At 70.6% G+C, this 17,840-nt stretch carries 16 protein-coding genes; 12 read left to right on the forward strand and 4 right to left on the reverse strand.

Translation table 11 applies throughout. The features are described from left to right. The first annotated feature begins 98 nt into the window (after positions 1–98). The 7 genes from gap (at position 99) to ACWCV9_RS26230 (ending at position 6,890) form a co-directional block, all read left to right on the forward strand. Positions 99–1,106, forward strand: coding sequence for a type I glyceraldehyde-3-phosphate dehydrogenase (gene gap, locus ACWCV9_RS26200; RefSeq protein WP_385843115.1), 1,008 nt, complete (start codon positions 99–101; stop codon positions 1,104–1,106). 144 nt (positions 1,107–1,250) lie between these two features. After that, entirely contained in the window at positions 1,251–2,462 is a 1,212-nt protein-coding gene (locus ACWCV9_RS26205) for a phosphoglycerate kinase (protein WP_450790074.1), read from the forward strand. A gap of 6 nt (positions 2,463–2,468) precedes the next feature. Continuing rightward, complete coding sequence (gene tpiA, locus ACWCV9_RS26210; RefSeq protein WP_450790076.1) at positions 2,469–3,245, forward strand: triose-phosphate isomerase; 777 nt, start codon at positions 2,469–2,471, stop codon at positions 3,243–3,245. Between the two features lie 114 nt (positions 3,246–3,359). Further along, positions 3,360–3,590 carry a preprotein translocase subunit SecG gene (gene secG / locus ACWCV9_RS26215; RefSeq protein ID WP_385843305.1) on the forward strand — a complete coding sequence of 77 codons (231 nt, stop codon included), beginning with the start codon at positions 3,360–3,362 and terminating at the stop codon, positions 3,588–3,590. Positions 3,591–3,795: 205 nt separating this feature from the next. Continuing rightward, complete coding sequence (locus ACWCV9_RS26220) at positions 3,796–4,131, forward strand: RNA polymerase-binding protein RbpA (protein WP_010352468.1); 336 nt, start codon at positions 3,796–3,798, stop codon at positions 4,129–4,131. A gap of 205 nt (positions 4,132–4,336) precedes the next feature. Next, a complete protein-coding gene (gene pgi, locus ACWCV9_RS26225) occupies positions 4,337–5,989 on the forward strand; it encodes a glucose-6-phosphate isomerase (protein ID WP_450790079.1) in 1,653 nt (550 codons plus the stop codon). A 91-nt stretch (positions 5,990–6,080) separates the two neighbouring features. Continuing rightward, entirely contained in the window at positions 6,081–6,890 is an 810-nt protein-coding gene (locus ACWCV9_RS26230) for a hypothetical protein (protein ID WP_450790080.1), read from the forward strand. Positions 6,891–6,930: 40 nt separating this feature from the next. On the opposite strand, the gene ACWCV9_RS26235 is transcribed toward ACWCV9_RS26230, so the two are convergent. From ACWCV9_RS26235 to ACWCV9_RS26245, 3 genes are read right to left on the reverse strand one after another with little or no spacing between them, the layout of a single operon-like run. Then, the gene (locus tag ACWCV9_RS26235; protein WP_450790082.1) at positions 6,931–9,225 is read right to left on the reverse strand and encodes an FtsX-like permease family protein; all 2,295 of its coding nucleotides are present in this window, start codon (positions 9,223–9,225) and stop codon (positions 6,931–6,933) included. Positions 9,226–9,250: 25 nt separating this feature from the next. Beyond that, positions 9,251–10,003: an ABC transporter ATP-binding protein gene (locus ACWCV9_RS26240; RefSeq protein ID WP_385843122.1), complete on the reverse strand. Its 753-nt coding sequence runs from the start codon at positions 10,001–10,003 to the stop codon at positions 9,251–9,253. Further along, positions 10,000–10,506: a PadR family transcriptional regulator gene (locus ACWCV9_RS26245; RefSeq protein WP_450790083.1), complete on the reverse strand. Its 507-nt coding sequence runs from the start codon at positions 10,504–10,506 to the stop codon at positions 10,000–10,002. The genes ACWCV9_RS26240 and ACWCV9_RS26245 overlap by 4 nt, the downstream gene beginning before the upstream one ends. A gap of 130 nt (positions 10,507–10,636) precedes the next feature. Here ACWCV9_RS26245 and ACWCV9_RS26250 point away from each other — a divergent pair, with 130 nt between their 5' ends. From ACWCV9_RS26250 to ACWCV9_RS26270, 5 genes are all read left to right on the forward strand, one after another. Further along, a complete protein-coding gene (locus tag ACWCV9_RS26250) occupies positions 10,637–11,908 on the forward strand; it encodes an ABC transporter substrate-binding protein (protein WP_450790085.1) in 1,272 nt (423 codons plus the stop codon). Positions 11,909–12,053: 145 nt separating this feature from the next. Then, positions 12,054–13,664: a glycoside hydrolase family 13 protein gene (locus tag ACWCV9_RS26255; protein ID WP_450790087.1), complete on the forward strand. Its 1,611-nt coding sequence runs from the start codon at positions 12,054–12,056 to the stop codon at positions 13,662–13,664. Between the two features lie 28 nt (positions 13,665–13,692). Next, positions 13,693–15,018, forward strand: coding sequence for an ABC transporter substrate-binding protein (locus ACWCV9_RS26260; protein ID WP_450790089.1), 1,326 nt, complete (start codon positions 13,693–13,695; stop codon positions 15,016–15,018). Positions 15,019–15,030: 12 nt separating this feature from the next. After that, positions 15,031–16,389, forward strand: coding sequence for an ABC transporter permease subunit (locus tag ACWCV9_RS26265; protein ID WP_450790091.1), 1,359 nt, complete (start codon positions 15,031–15,033; stop codon positions 16,387–16,389). Then, complete coding sequence (locus ACWCV9_RS26270; protein ID WP_450790093.1) at positions 16,386–17,219, forward strand: carbohydrate ABC transporter permease; 834 nt, start codon at positions 16,386–16,388, stop codon at positions 17,217–17,219. Before ACWCV9_RS26265 ends, ACWCV9_RS26270 begins: the two co-directional genes overlap by 4 nt. A gap of 25 nt (positions 17,220–17,244) precedes the next feature. On the opposite strand, the gene ACWCV9_RS26275 is transcribed toward ACWCV9_RS26270, so the two are convergent. Then, a complete protein-coding gene (locus ACWCV9_RS26275) occupies positions 17,245–17,739 on the reverse strand; it encodes a lamin tail domain-containing protein (protein WP_450790095.1) in 495 nt (164 codons plus the stop codon). Between the last annotated feature and the right edge of the window lie 101 nt (positions 17,740–17,840).

The raw sequence follows: 17,840 nt of genomic DNA on the forward strand, positions 1-17,840 counted from the left end.
CGGGGCCCTCAGAGAGGTAGGGTCGGTGGTGGTCGGGGACATCCCAAACAGAGCTCGCCGGCACCGCATGGCCGGCGTACCAACGAGGAGATCGGTTCGTGACGATCCGCGTAGGCATCAACGGCTTCGGCCGCATCGGGCGTAACTACTTCCGCGCGCTGCTGGAGCAGGGTGCGGACATCGAGGTTGTGGCTGTCAACGACCTGGGTGACACCGCGACCACGGCTCACCTGCTCAAGTACGACACGATCCTGGGTCGCCTCAAGCAGGAGGTCACCCACACCGCCGACACGATCACCGTCGACGGTCACACCATCAAGGTGCTGTCCGAGCGCAACCCGGCCGACATCCCCTGGGGTGAGCTGGGCGTCGACATCGTCATCGAGTCGACCGGCATCTTCACCAGCAAGGCCGACGCCGCCAAGCACATCGCCGGCGGCGCCAAGAAGGTCCTCATCTCGGCTCCGGCCAAGGACGAGGACATCACCATCGTCATGGGTGTCAACCAGGACAAGTACGACGCGGCCAACCACCACGTCATCTCCAACGCCTCCTGCACCACCAACTGTGTGGCGCCGATGGCGAAGGTCCTGGACGAGAACTTCGGCATCGTCAAGGGTCTGATGACCACGGTGCACGCGTACACGAACGACCAGCGCATCCTGGACTTCCCGCACAAGGACCTGCGCCGCGCCCGTGCCGCCGCCGAGAACATCATCCCGACCACCACCGGTGCCGCGAAGGCCACCGCTCTGGTGCTGCCGCAGCTCAAGGGCAAGCTGGACGGCATCGCCATGCGCGTCCCGGTCCCGACCGGCTCGGTCACCGACCTGGTCGTCGAGCTCTCCCGCGAGGTCACCAAGGAAGAGGTCAACGCCGCCTTCCAGAAGGCCGCCGAGGGCGAGCTGAAGGGCCTCCTCGACTACACCGAGGACCCGATCGTCTCCTCCGACATCGTCAACGCCCCGGCGTCCTGCACCTTCGACTCCTCCCTGACCATGGTCCAGGAGGGCAAGAACGTGAAGGTCATCGGCTGGTACGACAACGAGTGGGGCTACTCCAACCGCCTCGTGGACCTCACGGTCTTCGTCGGCGGCCAGCTCTGATCGCCGTAGATCACCGCAGCAGGACCTCGAAGTGAGTACAGGGCTCGGGCAGCGCGCCGTCGCGCTGTCCGGGCCCTGTCTCGCGTACGGACCACGTCCTTTTACGATCAGGTGCACCACGAGCCCTCCCCAGGAGTCCACTCAATGAAGACGATCGACGAACTTCTCGCCGCCGGTGTGCGCGGCAAGCGGGTCTTCGTCCGCGCCGACCTCAACGTGCCGCTGGACGGTACGACCATCACCGACGACGGCCGTATCCGCGCCGTCGCGCCCACCGTCAAGGCCCTCACGGACGCGGGCGCCAAGGTGGTCGTGGCCTCGCACCTGGGCCGTCCCAAGGGCGCCCCGGACCCCGCCTTCTCCCTCGCCCCGGCCGCCTCGCGACTGGGCGAGATCATCGGCTCCGCCGTCGCCTTCGCGGCCGACACCGTCGGACAGTCCGCCAAGGACGCGGTCGCCGGCCTGACGGAGGGCCAGGTCGCCGTCCTGGAGAACCTCCGCTTCAACCCCGGCGAGACGTCCAAGGACGACGCCGAGCGCGCCGCCTTCGCCGAGCAGCTCGCCGCCCTCGCCGATGTGTACGTCGGTGACGGCTTCGGCGCGGTGCACCGCAAGCACGCCTCCGTCTACGACCTCCCGGCCAAGCTGCCGCACTACGCCGGCTACCTCATCGCCACCGAGGTCGGCGTCCTGAAGAAGCTCACCGACGAGGTGCAGCGCCCGTACGTGGTCGTGCTGGGCGGCGCCAAGGTCTCCGACAAGCTGGGCGTCATCGACAACCTGCTCAAGAAGGCCGACCGCATCCTGATCGGCGGCGGCATGGCGTACACCTTCCTCGCCGCCAAGGGCCTCGAGGTGGGCATCTCGCTGCTCCAGGAGGACCAGAAGGACCGGTGCCTGGAGTACCTGGCGGAGGCGGAGAAGCGTGGCGTGGAGTTCGTGCTCCCCGTCGACGTCCTGGTCGCGTCCGAGTTCCCGGACCTGAAGACCAAGGCGCCCGCCCACCCCGACACCGTCTCCGCGGACGCCATCCCGGCGGACAAGGAGGGCCTCGACATCGGTCCGAAGACCCGTGAGCTGTACGCCGCGAAGCTGGCCGACGCCGGTACGGTCTTCTGGAACGGCCCCATGGGTGTCTTCGAGCACCCCGACTACGCGAACGGCACCAAGGCCGTCGCGCAGGCACTGCTGGACTCGCCGGGCTTCACCGTCGTCGGCGGCGGTGACTCGGCCGCGGCCGTGCGCACGCTCGGCTTCGACGAGAACGCGTTCGGCCACATCTCGACCGGTGGCGGCGCCTCCCTCGAATACCTCGAGGGCAAGACGCTCCCCGGCCTCGCCGCACTGGAGGACTGACCCCGCATGACCACTCGCACGCCGCTGATGGCGGGCAACTGGAAGATGAACCTCAACCACCTCGAGGCCATCGCCCACGTCCAGAAGCTCGCCTTCGCCCTGGCCGACAAGGACTACGAGGCCGTAGAGGTCGCCGTCCTGCCGCCCTTCACCGACCTGCGCTCCGTGCAGACCCTGGTCGACGGCGACAAGCTCAAGATCAAGTACGGCGCCCAGGACATCTCGCAGCACGACTCCGGTGCCTACACCGGCGAGATCTCCGGCTCGATGCTGGCCAAGCTCAAGTGCACGTTCGTGGCCATCGGCCACTCCGAGCGCCGCCAGTACCACAACGAGACCGACGAGCTGGTCAACGCCAAGGTCAAGGCCGCCTACAAGCACGGCCTGACCCCGATCCTGTGCGTCGGCGAGGAGCTGGAGGTCCGTGAGGCGGGCAACCACGTCGCCCACACCCTCGCCCAGGTCGAGGGCGGTCTCAAGGACCTGCCCGCGGAGCAGGCCGAGACCGTCGTGATCGCCTACGAGCCCGTGTGGGCCATCGGCACCGGCAAGGTCTGCGGCGCCGAGGACGCGCAGGAGGTCTGCGCCGCCATCCGCGCCAAGCTCGCGGAGCTGTACTCGCAGGACCTGGCCGAGAAGGTGCGCATCCAGTACGGCGGTTCCGTCAAGTCGGGCAACGTCGCCGAGATCATGGCGCAGGCCGACATCGACGGCGCTCTGGTCGGCGGCGCCTCGCTGGACGCCGACGAGTTCGTCAAGATCGTGCGTTTCCGCGACCAGTGATCCGAGCTGTGAGTATGCGGTAGGCGCGATCCGTCGTACCCTTGCGGGGTCCAGCGCTGTGTGCTGGGCCCCGTCGTCCCATCCGAATCCGAGGAAGTTGGTCCAGCCGTGGTTTTGGGGTTCTCGATCGCCCTGATCATCTTCAGCCTGCTGCTGATGCTGCTGGTCTTGATGCACAAGGGGAAGGGCGGCGGCCTCTCCGACATGTTCGGCGGCGGCATGCAGTCCTCCGTCGGCGGCTCCTCGGTCGCCGAGCGCAACCTTGACCGGATCACCATCGTGATCGGTGTGCTGTGGTTCGCGTGCATCATCGTCCTCGGCATCCTGATGAAGACGAACAGCTGACGCGGACGATCCGCACATTCCGTACGTAACGCCCCATGTTCGGTACGCGCTCGTGAGCGCGGCCTATCATGGGGCTTGCGTCTAGGTGCGGGGGCTTGTAACTCCAATCACTGGACGCGCGTTGGGCCTTACGTAGACTGAGGCGCTCGCAGCGAAGCGAAACGCCGACTCGCTTCGCGGCACCATCACGCAGGGAGTTACGACCGTGGCAAGTGGCAACGCGATCCGGGGAAGCCGGGTCGGGGCGGGGCCGATGGGCGAGGCCGAGCGCGGCGAGTCCGCGCCGCGTCTGCGCATCTCCTTCTGGTGCTCCAACGGGCATGAGACGCAGCCCAGCTTCGCCAGCGACGCACAGGTCCCCGACACCTGGGACTGCCCGCGCTGCGGCTTCCCGGCCGGACAGGACCGGGACAATCCGCCGGCCCCGCCGCGCACCGAGCCCTACAAGACGCACCTCGCGTATGTACGGGAGCGGCGCAGCGACGCGGACGGCGAGGCGATCCTCGCCGAGGCGCTCGCCAAACTGCGGGGCGAGATCTAGAAGTTCGAGACCGGCCGGGCGCCTGTGGGTGCCGGGCCGGAGTCGCATTCCGGCTCGTGCGGCCGACCGCTGCTCACCGTGCCGGCCTTCACCCTGACAGCCCTTCAGAGCCTCTTCGACACCGCTGACACCGCCCTGATACCGGCGGGGTGATCAATTAGGTTGGAACCGCTGGGACAGGCACGAAAGAAGGCTGAAGTCGGAAATGAACGCAGACGGCCGTACCAGGCTCCACCAGATGCCCGAGTGGACCGCGCTCGCCAAGCACCGGGAGGAGCTGGCCGACACCGGTCTGAGGGAGCTGTTCGCCTCCGACCCCGGACGGGGCAGCGGGTACACGCTCCAGGTCGGCGATCTCTACATCGACTACTCCAAGCACCTGGTCACCGAGGAGACGCTCCGGCTGCTGCGCGAGCTGGCCGCGGCGACCGACGTGTTCGGGCTGCGGGACGCCATGTTCCGCGGTGAGAAGATCAATGTCACCGAGGACCGGGCGGTGCTGCACACCGCGCTGCGTGCCGCGCGGGACGCGGTGATCGAGGTCGACGGCGAGAACGTCGTACCGAAGGTGCACGCGGTGCTGGACAGGATGAGCGACTTCGCCGACCGGGTCCGCACCGGCGCCTGGACCGGCCACACCGGCAAGCGCATCAGGAACGTCGTCAACATCGGCATCGGCGGCTCCGACCTCGGCCCCGCGATGGCCTACGAGGTGCTGCGCAGCTTCACCGACCGCGAGCTGACGGTCCGTTTCGTCTCCAACGTGGACGGCGCCGACCTGCACGAGGCCACCCGCGACCTGGACCCGGCCGAGACGCTGTTCATCATCGCGTCCAAGACCTTCACCACCATCGAGACCATCACCAACGCGACCTCCGCCCGGAAGTGGCTGCTGGACGCGCTCGGTGACCAGGCCGCGGTCGCCCGGCACTTCGTGGCACTGTCGACCAACGCCGAGAAGGTCGCCGAGTTCGGGATCGACACGGCCAACATGTTCGAGTTCTGGGACTGGGTCGGCGGCCGCTACTCGTACGACTCCGCGATCGGCCTGTCCCTGATGATCGCCATCGGGCCGGACCGGTTCCGGGAGATGCTCGACGGCTTCCGGATCGTCGACGACCACTTCCGCACCGCCCCGGCCGAGGCCAACGCCCCGCTGCTGCTGGGCCTGCTGGGCATCTGGTACGGCAACTTCCACGACGCCCAGTCGCACGCGGTGCTGCCGTACAGCCACTACCTGTCCAAGTTCACGGCCTACCTCCAGCAGCTGGACATGGAGTCCAACGGCAAGTACGTAGCACGGGACGGCAGGCAGGCCGACTGGCAGACCGGGCCGGTCGTGTGGGGCACCCCGGGCACCAACGGCCAGCACGCCTACTACCAGTTGATCCACCAGGGCACCAAGCTGATCCCGGCCGACTTCATCGGCTTCGCCGAGCCGGTGGCCGAGCTGAGCGGGGAACTCAAGGCGCAGCACGACCTGCTGATGGCCAACTTCTTCGCCCAGACCCAGGCGCTCGCCTTCGGAAAGACCGCCGACGAGGTCCGCGCGGAGGGGGTGCCGGAGGAGCTGGTCCCGCACAAGACGTTCCAGGGGAACCGCCCGACGACCACCATCCTGGCGAAGGAGCTCACCCCGTCCGTGCTCGGCCAGCTGGTCGCGCTCTACGAGCACAAGGTGTTCGTGCAGGGCGCGGTGTGGAACATCGACTCCTTCGACCAGTGGGGCGTGGAGCTGGGCAAGGTGCTGGCCAAGCGGGTCGAGCCGGCGCTGACCGAGGGGGCGGAGGTGGCAGGCCTCGACGCGTCGACCACGGCGCTGGTCGCCAAGTACCGGGAACTGCGCGGCCGTAGCTGACCCAGGACCGCGGGAGCCGGGCGCGGCGCACACCGCCCGGCTCCCGTACACTCCCGATGATCATGTGAGTCATGACGCGGGGGAGTGTGCGGTGGCCCGTGGGCGGGGGAGACGTACGGGGTCCGGTCCGGCCGGCCGGAACTATCTGAAGGCGCATCACGCGGCCTCGGCGGTGTTCCATCCGGGATGGATACCCGAGCCGCTGGATCCGGCGGTCGAGCAGCTCAAGCGGATCCGCGTCGCCGCCGGCACCGTCGCAGCGGTGGGTGTCTACACCTTCGTGGAGGGCGGCTTCGCTCCCCAGGAGATGCTGGAGAACCTGCTGATCGCCTCGCTCGTCCTGCTGGTCGTCACCCCGCTCACGGTCGGGGTGATGCTCTGGGTCTGGCGGCGCGGCGGAAGCCTGCGCCCGCTGCGGCCGGCACTGCTGCGGGCGCTGGGCCTGCTGGTGACCTTCGTCGGCTCGGCCGTCGTGACCCTCCTGCTGCTCCAGAACGGCACCGCGCTGAGCGGGGGACTGCTGGTGATCCCGGTGGGTGTGCTGACGCTGTGGCTGGTCTGGTTCGTCGGCGCCGGAGCCCTGCGGATCACCGGCAACTTCTTCGGCACGGCGGCCGTGCACCGCTGTCTGCCGCCGCTGCTCGCCATCGTCACCAGCTGGCTGATGGCCCTGCCCGATCTGCTCACCGGTGATCTGCACGGTCTCGGACTGAGGCTGGGCATCGTGTTCATCCTCGGCGCCCCGGTCACGGTCACGGCCATCGCGCTGTACGAGATGGCTCGGCTCAAGCGGAGGCATGGCATCCGGCTGGCCGCCCACCCGTCGCTGCGCACCCCGCGCCAGACGCCGTACAACAGCGGCTACGGGTCGTACAACAGCGCTCATCCCTACGGCCGTTGACGCCCGGCGGCCCAGGCCGCCGCCCTCAGCCCACCGCCGCTCAGGCCACCGCGCTCAGCGTGTCCGCCAGGCGGCGGCGGGCCGCTCGGGCCGCGGGCAGGGCGGCGAGCGCGGCCGCGCCCAGGACGGCCGCCGAGCCCAGCAGAAGCAGCAGCCCGGCCGGCGGGGACTGGGCGATCCCCGCGCCGATGCCGCTGGAGGCGCCCTGGGCGTCGATCAGCCGGTGGGCCAGCGGCAGCCCCAGAGCGGTGGCGAGAAGCATCGCGGCCAGCGCCGTACCGCCCGTGGCCGTGACGGTGATCGCGGTGATCTGGCGTGGGGACATGCCGATCGCCCTGAGCGCGAGCAGGTCCCGCTCGCCTTCGCGGACGCTGCCGCCGATCGCGGTCAGCAGCTCCACCAGCCCGATCAGGGCCAGTACGGCGATCAGTCCGGCGACGACTCCGCGCAGCGGGGACAGTCCGTCGGCCGGATTGGTCACGGTGTGCACGTCCAGACGGCCGTGACCGGCCGCGGTGAGCGCGGCGGCCACCCGGTGCGGGTCGGCGCCGGGCCGCAGCCGCAGCTGGTAGAAGGCGGGAGCGAGCCCCGGGGCGTTCTCCCGGAGGGTGTCCAGGGAGGCCGTGACGACCCGGCCGGCGTTCTGCGGTTCGATGCTGCGGCCGACGATGTGCAGGATCTGCGGCCGGTCGCCGACCGTCAGCCGCACCCAGTCGCCGACCCGCGCGTGCAGCAGGTCCAGCAGGCCCTGCCCGGCCACCGCCTCGTCCGGCCCGTGGGCGGCGCGGCCCTCGGCGAGGGCGCAGGGGTAGGGCCGGGCGTCGGTGCCGAGGCCGCGCAGCGCGATGGTCCCGGTCTGCCCGGGGACCAGCGCGGCCAGCTCGACGCCCGGATAGGCGGCGGCCACCCGGGAGTCGTGTGCCAGCAGGGCGCGGACGGTGTCCGGTCGCCCGTCCGAGCGGACGGTGAGGGAGGTGGGCAGCCCGACCCGGTCCGGGCTGCTGTGGAAGCGGTCGATCGTGGTCCAGGCGCTGAGCGCCACCACGATCAGCAGCAGCGGCAGCGTCAGCCGGGCCACCGTGGCCAGCGACCGGCCGCGCCCCGCGCACAGCTTGTGGCAGCCGAGGACCAGCGCGGCCGGCAGCCGCAGCCCCAGCGCCCGCCGGGCCGGACCGGAGAGCCGTCCGCCCGCCGGCGCGTCGGGGCGCGGCACCGGAACCGGCGGCACCCGTCCCGCCCGCCAGGCCGCGAGGCCCGTGGTCAGGCCGATGAAGAGCACCGCGGCCACGGGCACCGCGCACAGTGCCACGGTGTGCCCGGGCAGCCCCTGCCACACGCCCACCGCGTCGCCGAGCCGCCCGGGGATCCGGCTGCCCAGTGTCTCGGTGAGCGCGGCGGCGGCCAGGGCGCCGAGCAGGGCGTAGGCGAGGTGCTGGAGCAGGAAGACCCGGACGACCTGGCCGGGGGTGAAGCCGATCGCCTTCAGCACCGACAGGTCCCGCAGGTGTCCGCGGATCCGGGTGGCGATCGCCCCGTGCACCGCGAGACCGGCGGCGATCAGCGCGCCCAGCCCGAACAGGCCGAGCACCTGGCCCAGCAGCCGGTTGTCGCCCTGGGCCGCGGCGCGCGCCTGCTGCCAGGTGGACACCTCGCCGACCGCGCCCGCGCCCAGCGCGGTGACGGCGCGCTGCACCGCGTAGTCGGTGTCGGCCGGATCGCCGAGCCGCAGCCCGATGACCTGGCCGCCGGGTGCCCGCACCGCGGAGGGCAGCGCCCAGACCAGGCCCGGCTGCTCGCCCGGACTGTAGGGGGCCTCGGCGCTGTCGGCGACGCCCTCGACGGTCAGGGTGCGGGCGGTGCCGGGCAGGCTGAGGGTGTCGCCGGGTTCGGCCAGCAGGGCGCGGGCCAGGCTGCTCTCCAGCACGACCCCGTCCGGCCGGGCCGGGTCCAGCCAGTGCCCGCTGGTGAGCAGCGGCCGGCCCACGGCGGGCGGGCGGGGGGTGCCGCGCAGCTCCACGGAGGCACGGGTGCCGCGTACGGCGACGGTGACGGACTCGGTGCGGTAGGGACCGGCGACGGCGGTGACGCCGTCCAGCCGGGCGAGCCGGCCGGCGTCCGCGGCCGGCACGGTGTGCAGCCAGACATGCGCCCCGCGCGCCGCGGCGAAGGTGCGCTGCCAGGGGTTGGTGGCATAGCCGAACAGGGCGGTGGCCAGCAGCAGCGAGACGACGATGCCGGCGGTGGCCAGCACCAGGAACAGCGCCTCGCCGCGGTGGGTGCGCAGATCGGAGTGGGCCCAGCGCAGGGTGGCCCGAACGTCCCTCAGATCCAGCACGGTCAGTCCCTCGGGTCCGGCATGGTCAGTCCCTCAGTTCCAGCACACCGGAGATGCCACCGCGGCGGGGCGGCGGGGCGGTGTCCAGCGCGGCGTCGTCCGCGATCCGGCCGTCGAAGAAGCTGATCACCCGGTCGGCCGCGCTCGCCAGCCGGGCGTCATGCGTGACCAGGACGATCGTCTGGCCGCGCCCGTGGAAGCGGGACAGCAGCCGCATCACCTCGCGGGTGCCCTTGCTGTCCAGGCTCCCGGCGGGTTCGTCCGCCAGCAGCAGCGGCGGATGGTTGACCAGGGCCCGGGCGAGGGCGACCCGCTGCTGCTCACCGCCGGACAGCTCGCCCGGCATGCTGCGCTCCTTGCCCGCGAGGCCCAGCTCGGCCAGGAGCGCCTCGCGCTCGGCCCGGGCCTGCTTCGGCGGCACCCCGGCGAGCAGGGCGGGCAGTTCGACGTTGTCGGCGACGGACAGGTTGGACACCAGGTTGAAGAACTGGAAGACGATGCCGATGGCCCTGCGCCGCTCCACTGCCCAGCGGGCCTCACCGAAGGAGTCGGTGCACCGGCCGTCCAGCCAGATGCTGCCCTCGTCCGGCCGTTGCAGCCCGCCCAGCAGGTGCAGCAGGGTCGACTTCCCGGCGCCGGACGGGCCGGTGATCGCCACGAACTCGCCCCGGGCCACGCTCAGGTCGACCCCGCGGACGGCATGCGCGGGCGCGCCCTCGCCGTGATGGGTCTTGACCAGCCCCTCGGCGCGCAGCACCGGAACACTGTCCTCGCTCATTCCAGTTCCTCCTGGCACCGCTCCAGCCAGTCGAGGTCGGCTTGCAGGTGCAGCATCGCGCCCTCGATCAGCAGATGGGCGATTCTGTTGTCCCGGTCCTCGGCCGCGGCCAGTTTCGACAGGCTGCGCATGGTGTTCAGGTACTGGCGCCGCTGCCTGTTGATGAGGGTGATCTGGTCGGCGAGACCGGTCTGCGGGGCGAGGGCGAGCTTCATGAAGAACTCGTCCCGTACCCGCGGCTCGTCCTCGGTCTCCTCGAACCAGACGTGCAGCGCCTCCCGCCCGGCGTCGGTGAGGTGGTAGACCTTCTTGTTGGGCCGGCTGGACTGCTCGACGTCCTCGCCCTCGATCAGCCCGGACTTCTCCAGGCGGCCGAGGGTGACGTAGATCTGGCCGACGTTCGGCTGAGGGTACGCGGAGCCCAGCAGTTGCTCAAGGTCCTGCTTCAGCTCATAGCCGTGGGCCGGGCCGCGGGCCAGGAGTGCCAGGAGAGCCAGGCGCACGCGTACTGTCCTCCTGTCCCCTCACAATGTGCTCCAGACCCTAGTATCGCCCATACCTAACAGGTATACATGGCCTCTGACTCCCGGCGAGGGCGCCCGGAGCCGTGTGTACGTGTGCAAGGAGGAACCTATGCGGTGGATACGCGCCGCCGGTAGGGGCCTCCTCGTTCTCGTGGTGATCGTCACCGGGTACGTCGCCTCCGGGGTCCGGTCCGACGGGGGCGCGCACAGCGGGCGCGGCCCGCTGACCCTGGCCACCGCAGGCGATCTCACCGGTTATCTCGGACCGCTGCTCCAGGGCTGGAACCGCACCCATCCCGGCGAGAAGGTCACGCTCGTCGAGCTGCCGGACTCCGCCGACGAGACCCATGCGCAGATGACCACCGATCTGCGCGGCGGCGACCGGGGCCGCTTCGACGTCCTCAACATCGACGTCAACTGGACCTCCGAGTTCGCGGCGGCCGGCTGGATCCGCCCGCTGCCCCGCAGCCGCTTCCCGCTGCGCAGCTTCCTGCCGCCGGTGGTGGACACGGCGACCTACGAGGGACGGCTGTACGCGGTCCCGTACGTCACCAACGCCGGCCTTCTCCTCTACCGCAAGGACATCCTCGCCAAGGAGGGCGTGCCCCCGCCGCGCACCTGGGCCGAGCTGGAGCACGACGCGCGGACGATCGCGCCGAAGTACCACCTCGGCGGCTACGCGGGCCAGTTCCTGCCCTACGAGGGCCTCACCGTCAACGCGGCCGAGGCCGTCTACTCGGCGGGCGGCACGATCCTCGGCGACGAGGGCACCCGGGTCACCGTCGACTCGGCGGCCGCCCGCGAGGGCATCGGCTTCCTCGCCCGGGGGCTGCGCGAGGGCTGGATACCGAAGCAGGCGCTGACGTACAAGGAGGAGGAGTCCAAACAGGCCTTCCAGGACGGCAGGCTGCTCTTCCTGCGCAACTGGCCCTACGCCTACGCGGTCGCCTCCGCCCGGGGCTCCGAGGTCGCCGGGAAGATCGGCGCCGTACCGCTGCCCGGACCCGACGGGCCGGGGACGAGCGTCCTCGGGGGCTCCAACCTGGCGGTCAACTCCCATGCGCGGCACCCCGATTCGGCCGCGCGGCTGATCGCCTACCTCACCAGCGCACCGGTCCAGCGCCAGGTGCTCGTCCGGGGCGCGCTGCCTCCCGTACGTGCCGCGCTCTACCAGGACGCCGGGCTGATCCGGCGGTTCCCCTATCTGCCGACCCTGCGCACCGCCGTGCTCACCGCCGCGCCGCGTCCGAAGAGCGCGCACTACGACCAGGTCAGCCTGGTGGTGCAGGCGGTGGTGTACGGCGCCCTGACCGGCCGGCAGACGCCCGAGCAGGCGGTGCGACGACTGGCGCACGAGCTGGACGCGATCACCCACCGCTGACCTCTTCTAGTTACTTGTTAAGTAACGCGGACATCTCATCTGGCTTCAGAGTGTCCTAATATCCCCTGCTTTGCCACCCCAACTCCGCAGTAGCTTCCGTTCTTTTCATTGACACCTCTGCGACACGCCTACCTAACATGCATGCATGTTGAGTAAGTACGGCTGGTGGCGCGACGCGGTGATCTACCAGGTCTATGTCCGCAGCTTTCTGGACAGCACCGGCGACGGCGTCGGCGATCTCGCCGGGGTCCGCGCGGGGCTGCCGTATCTGAAGAAGCTCGGCGTCGACGGCATCTGGCTGAGCCCGTTCTACCCCTCGCCGCAGGCCGACCACGGCTACGACGTGGCCGACTACTGCGACGTCGACCCGCTCTTCGGCGACCTCGCCGAGTTCGACCTGCTGATGGCGGCCGCCCACCGGCTCGGCATCAAGGTCCTCCTCGACATCGTCCCCAACCACTGCTCCAGCGAGCACCCGTGGTTCCGGGAGGCGCTGGCGAGCGAGCCCGGCAGCCCGGCCCGCGCCCGCTTCCACTTCGCCGACGGCCGCGGCCCGGACGGATCGCAGCCGCCCAACAACTGGCACGCGATGTTCGGCGGCCCCGCCTGGAGCAGGGTCGACGACGGCCAGTGGTACCTGCACATGTTCACCCCCGAACAGCCCGACTGGAACTGGCGCGAGCCCGCCGTCACCGCGGAGTTCGACCGCGTGCTGCGCTTCTGGCTCGACCGCGGAGTCGACGGCTTCCGCATCGACGTCGCCGCCGGACTGTTCAAACACCCCGAGCTGCCCGACTCCGACGACCCGGAGGCCGACGCCCGCACCCGCGACTCGGTCAACCCGCTCGCCTGGAACCAGCCCGAGGTGCACGGCATATGGCGGCGGTGGCGCGCGATATGCGAGGAATACACGGCCCACGACGGCCGGGAGCGGCTCCTGGTCGGCGAGGTCTCCGTGCCCACCGCCCGCGAACACGCCCTCTACGTCCGCCCCGACGAACTCCACCAGGCCTTCTTCTTCGACCTGCTCGGCGCCCCCTGGGACGCCGACGCCTTCCGCAAGGTCGTCTCCGAGGCCATGCAGGACATCGCGGGCACCGGCTCCACCGTCACCTGGGTCCTCAACAACCACGACCAGGTCCGCACCGTCACCCGCTACGGGGAACCCGCCCCGCACGGCAGCGGCCTCGGCGCCGCCCGCGCCCGCGCCGCCGCGCTGCTGATGCTGGCGCTGCCCGGAGCCGCGTACATCTACCAGGGCGAGGAGCTGGGCCTGCCCGAGGTCGTCGACCTGCCCGACGACGTCCTCACCGACCCGATCTTCCGCCGCACCGGCAGCCGCGCCCGGATCCGCGACGGCTGCCGGGTGCCGCTGCCCTGGTCCGGACAGGCCTCCCCGTTCGGCTTCACCTCCGGCGCCGAGGGCGCCAAGCCCTGGCTGCCGCAGCCCGACTACTTCGCCGAGTACGCCACCGACCGCGCGCTCGCCGACACCCGCTCCTTCTGGCACCTGTACCGGGAGGGCCTGCACCTGCGCAGGCAACTGCCCCAGCTGGGCGAGGGCTCACTGCACTGGCTGGACACCCCGCCCGGTGTGCTCGCCTTCGTCCGGGGCGACGGCCTGGTCTGCGCCGTCAACTTCACCACCGCACCCACCCCCGCGCCGGTCTCCGGCACCCCCCTGCTCTCCAGCGGCCCCTGCCCGCCCGGCGTCCTGCCCGGCTCCACGGCGGCCTGGTGGCTCAGCGACCTCTGAACAACCGGTTCTCGAAGGGACATCGACGATGATGCGACGCCGTACCACCCTGCTCACCAGCTGTACCGCCCTCACCCTCGCCCTCGGCGCCACCGCCTGCGGCGGCGGACCCGTCTCGGCCGGCGGCGGGGACAAGGCGCTCAGCGGCCAGACCGTCACCGTGGCCGGTGTCTGGTCCGGGGCCGAGCAGAAGAACTTCCAGAAGGTGCTGGACGCGTTCACCGCGAAGACCGGCGCCAAGACCCAGTTCGTGTCCACCGGCGACAACGTCTCCACCGTCGTCGGCAGCAAGATCGAGGGCGGCAACGCGCCCGACGTCGTGATGGTCCCGCAGGTCGGCGTGCTCCAGCAGTTCGCGAAGAAGGGCTGGCTGAAGCCGCTGTCCCCGGCCGCGCGAGCGACGGTCACCGCCGACTACGCCCCCGTGTGGAAGAAGTACGGCAGCGTCGACGGCACCCTGTACGGCCTCTACTTCAAGGCCGCCCACAAGTCCACCGTCTGGTACAGCCCCGAGGCCCTCACCCAGGCCGGGGTCAAGCCGCCGAAGACGTACGACGAGATGCTTAAGGACGGGCACACCGTCTCCGACTCCGGGCTCGCCGCCTTCGCGGTCGGCGGCGAGGACGGCTGGACGCTCACCGACTGGTTCGAGAACGTCTACCTCTCCCAGGCCGGTCCGCAGAAGTACGACGCCCTCGCCGCCCACAAGCTGAAGTGGACCGACGCGAGCGTGGTCAAGGCGCTGGGGACGCTCGGCAAGCTGTTCAAGGACAAGCAGCTGATCGCGGGCGGCCAGAAGGAGGCCCTGAACACCGACTTCCCCGGCTCGGTGGAGAAGGTGTTCGGGCCCAAGCCCGAGGCCGGCATGGTCTTCGAGGGCGACTTCGTGGCCGGCGTCGCGCACGACCAGTTCGGCAGGACCATCGGCAAGGACGCGGACTTCTTCCCGTTCCCCGCCGTCGACGGCGGCACGGCACCGGTGGTCAGCGGCGGTGACGCGGCGGTCGTCCTCAAGGACGGCAAGAACGCCACGGCCGGGATGAAGCTCCTCGAGTACCTGGCCACGCCCGAGGCCGCGGCCGTATGGGCGAAGGCGGGCGGCTTCCTGTCCCCCAACAAGAAGCTCGGCCTCACGGCGTACGCCGACGACGTCACCCGCGCCACCGCCAGGTCCCTGGTCTCCGCCGGCGACTCGGTCCGCTTCGACATGTCCGACCAGGCGCCCGCCGCCTTCGGTGGCACCAAGGGCGCGGGGGAGTGGAAGCTGCTCCAGGACTTCCTGCGCGACCCGTCCGACCCCAAGGCGACCGCGGCGAAGCTGGAGTCCGCGGCGGCCAAGGCCTACCAGGACTGAGCGGCCGACCCCATGACCGCCACCGCACTCGTGAAACAGCAGGCGGGCCCACGGCCCGCCGCCGGCCCGGCGCCCGCGCGCCGCGGCCGGCGGCGCGCCCGGCTGATCGCCCTGCTCTTCGTCTTCCCCGCGCTGCTCCTGCTCGGCGCGCTCGTCGTCTACCCGGTGCTGTTCTCCGTCGGCCGCAGCTTCTTCGACGCCTCCGGCACCCGGTTCGTCGGCGGCGACAACTACACGGAGATGTTCCGTGACCCGGCGACCCTGACGGCCATCCGGAACACCACGATCTGGGTGGTCGTGGCCCCGGCCCTGCTCACCTTCCTCGGCCTGGTGCTGGCCGTGCTGGTGGAGAAGGTCCGCTGGGCCACCGCCTTCAAGCTGCTGCTCTTCATGCCGATGGCCGTGTCCTTCCTCGCCGCCGGCATCATCTTCCGGCTCGCCTACGACGAGGACCCGGACAAGGGCGTCCTGAACGCGGCCGTCGTCTCCGTGCACGACGCCTTCCACGGCACCCCGGCCTACCCGACGGCCCGCGGCCGCGAGGGACTGCTGACCCGGGACGCGGACGGCTCGTACCGTACGGCCGCGGCACCGGGCCGGACCGTCACGCTCCCGCTGGTCGGCGTCCTGCCCAAGGACCTGCCGAAGAACGCCGCCCCCGCCCGCCCGGCGGCGGCCCGCACGGCCGCCCCCGGCGAACTGCGCGGTGTCGTCTACCTGGACTTCACCCCCGGCGGCAAAGGCCGGCCGGGCAGGGTCGACCCGAAGGAGAGCGGACTGCCCGGGGTGACGGTCCAGGCGGTGCGCGACGGCAGCACGGCCGCGAGCACCACCACCACCGCCGCCGACGGCTCCTTCCGCTTCCCCGGCCTGCACCCGGGCCGGTACACGGTGAGACTCCCGGCAGCCAACTTCGCCCAGCCCTACCAAGGCGTCTCCTGGCTCGGCCCGACCCTGGTCACCCCGGCGATCATCGGCGCCTACCTGTGGATCTGGACGGGCTTCGCGATGGTGCTGATCGGCGCCGGGCTGTCGACCCTTCCGCGGGACGCGCTGGAGGCGGCGCGGATGGACGGCGCGAACGAGTGGCAGATCTTCCGGCGGATCACCGTCCCGCTGCTCGCGCCCGTGCTCACCGTGGTCTTCGTGACCCTCGTGATCAATGTGATGAAGGTCTTCGACCTCGTCTACATCATCGCGCCGGGGCCGGTGCAGGAGGACGCCACCGTGCTGGCCACCCAGATGTGGCTGGTCTCGTTCGGCGGCGGCGACAACCAGGGCCTCGGCAGCGCCCTCGGTGTGCTCCTGCTGCTCCTCGTGGTCCCCGCGATGGTCTTCAACGTACGGCGCTTCCGAAGGAGTCAGCGATGAACGCGATCCGGCGCGGCCTGGGCAACGGGCTGGTCCAGGCGTTCCTGGTGGTGGTCGGGCTGATCTGGATGACCCCCCTGGCAGGCCTGTTCGTCTCCTCCCTGCGCTCCTCCGAGGACACCGCCAAGGGCGGCTGGTGGACGGCCGGGCCGGGGCAGCTGTCCTTCGACAACTACACGGCGCTGCTGAAGAACTCCGGTATCACCCAGGCCTTCTGGAACACGGTGCTGATCTCGGTGCCGGCCACGGCCCTCGTCGTGGGTCTGGCCGCGCTCGCCGGATACGCCTTCGCCTGGCTGGACTTCCCGCTGCGCGAGCCGCTCTTCCTGCTGGTGGTGGCCCTGCTGGTGGTGCCGGTCCAGATCGGTCTGCTGCCGGTGGCCAAACTCTTCGGCGCGCTCGGCCTGTTCGGCACGATCCCCGGCGTCGTCCTCTTCCATGTGGCCTACGGGCTCCCCTTCGCGGTGTTCCTGCTCCGCAACTACTTCGCCGACATCCCGAAGGAGATGCTGGAGGCCGCGCGGATGGACGGCGGCGGCGAGTGGCGCATCTTCACCCGGCTGGTGCTGCCGGTGGGCCGCCCGGCCCTCGCCTCGCTCGCCATCTTCCAGTTCCTGTGGGTCTGGAACGACATGCTGGTCGCGCTGCTCTTCGCCGACAGCTCCGCCCAGCCGCTCACCGTGGAACTCCAGTCCCAGATCCGCCAGTTCGGCAGCAACATCGACGTCCTGGCACCGGGCGCGTTCCTCTCCCTGATCGTGCCGGTGGTGGTGTTCTTCGCCTTCCAGCGGCACTTCGTCCAGGGCGTGATGGCGGGCTCGGTCAAATGACCGGGCCCGCCGGGCCCGCCCCCGGTCAGCCGTGGAAGGAGATGTAGCCGTCGCCGTCCCGGTCGTCACGGGACTTGGTGTAGGAGTGCGTGTCCGCGTGGGCGCCGGACGGCTTGACGAGGTAGATGGTGTCCTTGTCGTTGTTCCAGAGGAAGTTGCAGTTCTGGCGGTAGACGACGTTGTGCGCGTCCGAGTCGGTGCCGTGGCCGCCGCGCAGCTTCACATAGTCGCCGGGCTGGAGGTAGTGGTTCGACGGGAACGTGAACCGGTTGCCCGCCGCGTCCTTCACGACGTAACCCTTGAGGTTGACGGTCGTACGGCGCGAGTAGTTCTTGATGGTCAGGTACTCGTCCCTGGTGTTGCCGGTGCGGCAGCTGTTGGAGTCGCGGCCCGGCGCGTCGTACTGGACGCCCTTGATCTTCAGGGCGGAGGAGTACTCGGTGGCCTGGGCCGGCGCGGCGACGGCGACGGCGAGCGTGCCGGCCGTCGCAACGGCGGCCAGGGTGAAGCGTATACGCATGAGGTCCCCCCTCACTGGTGCGGATGCAGCGCCAGGAGCTTACACAGAAGTTGACCGTTGCATGAATATTCGGTGCGGAAACTGTGAAGCTCGATTGAGAG

It is taken from the genome of Streptomyces sp. NPDC001606 (genome assembly GCF_053596835.1).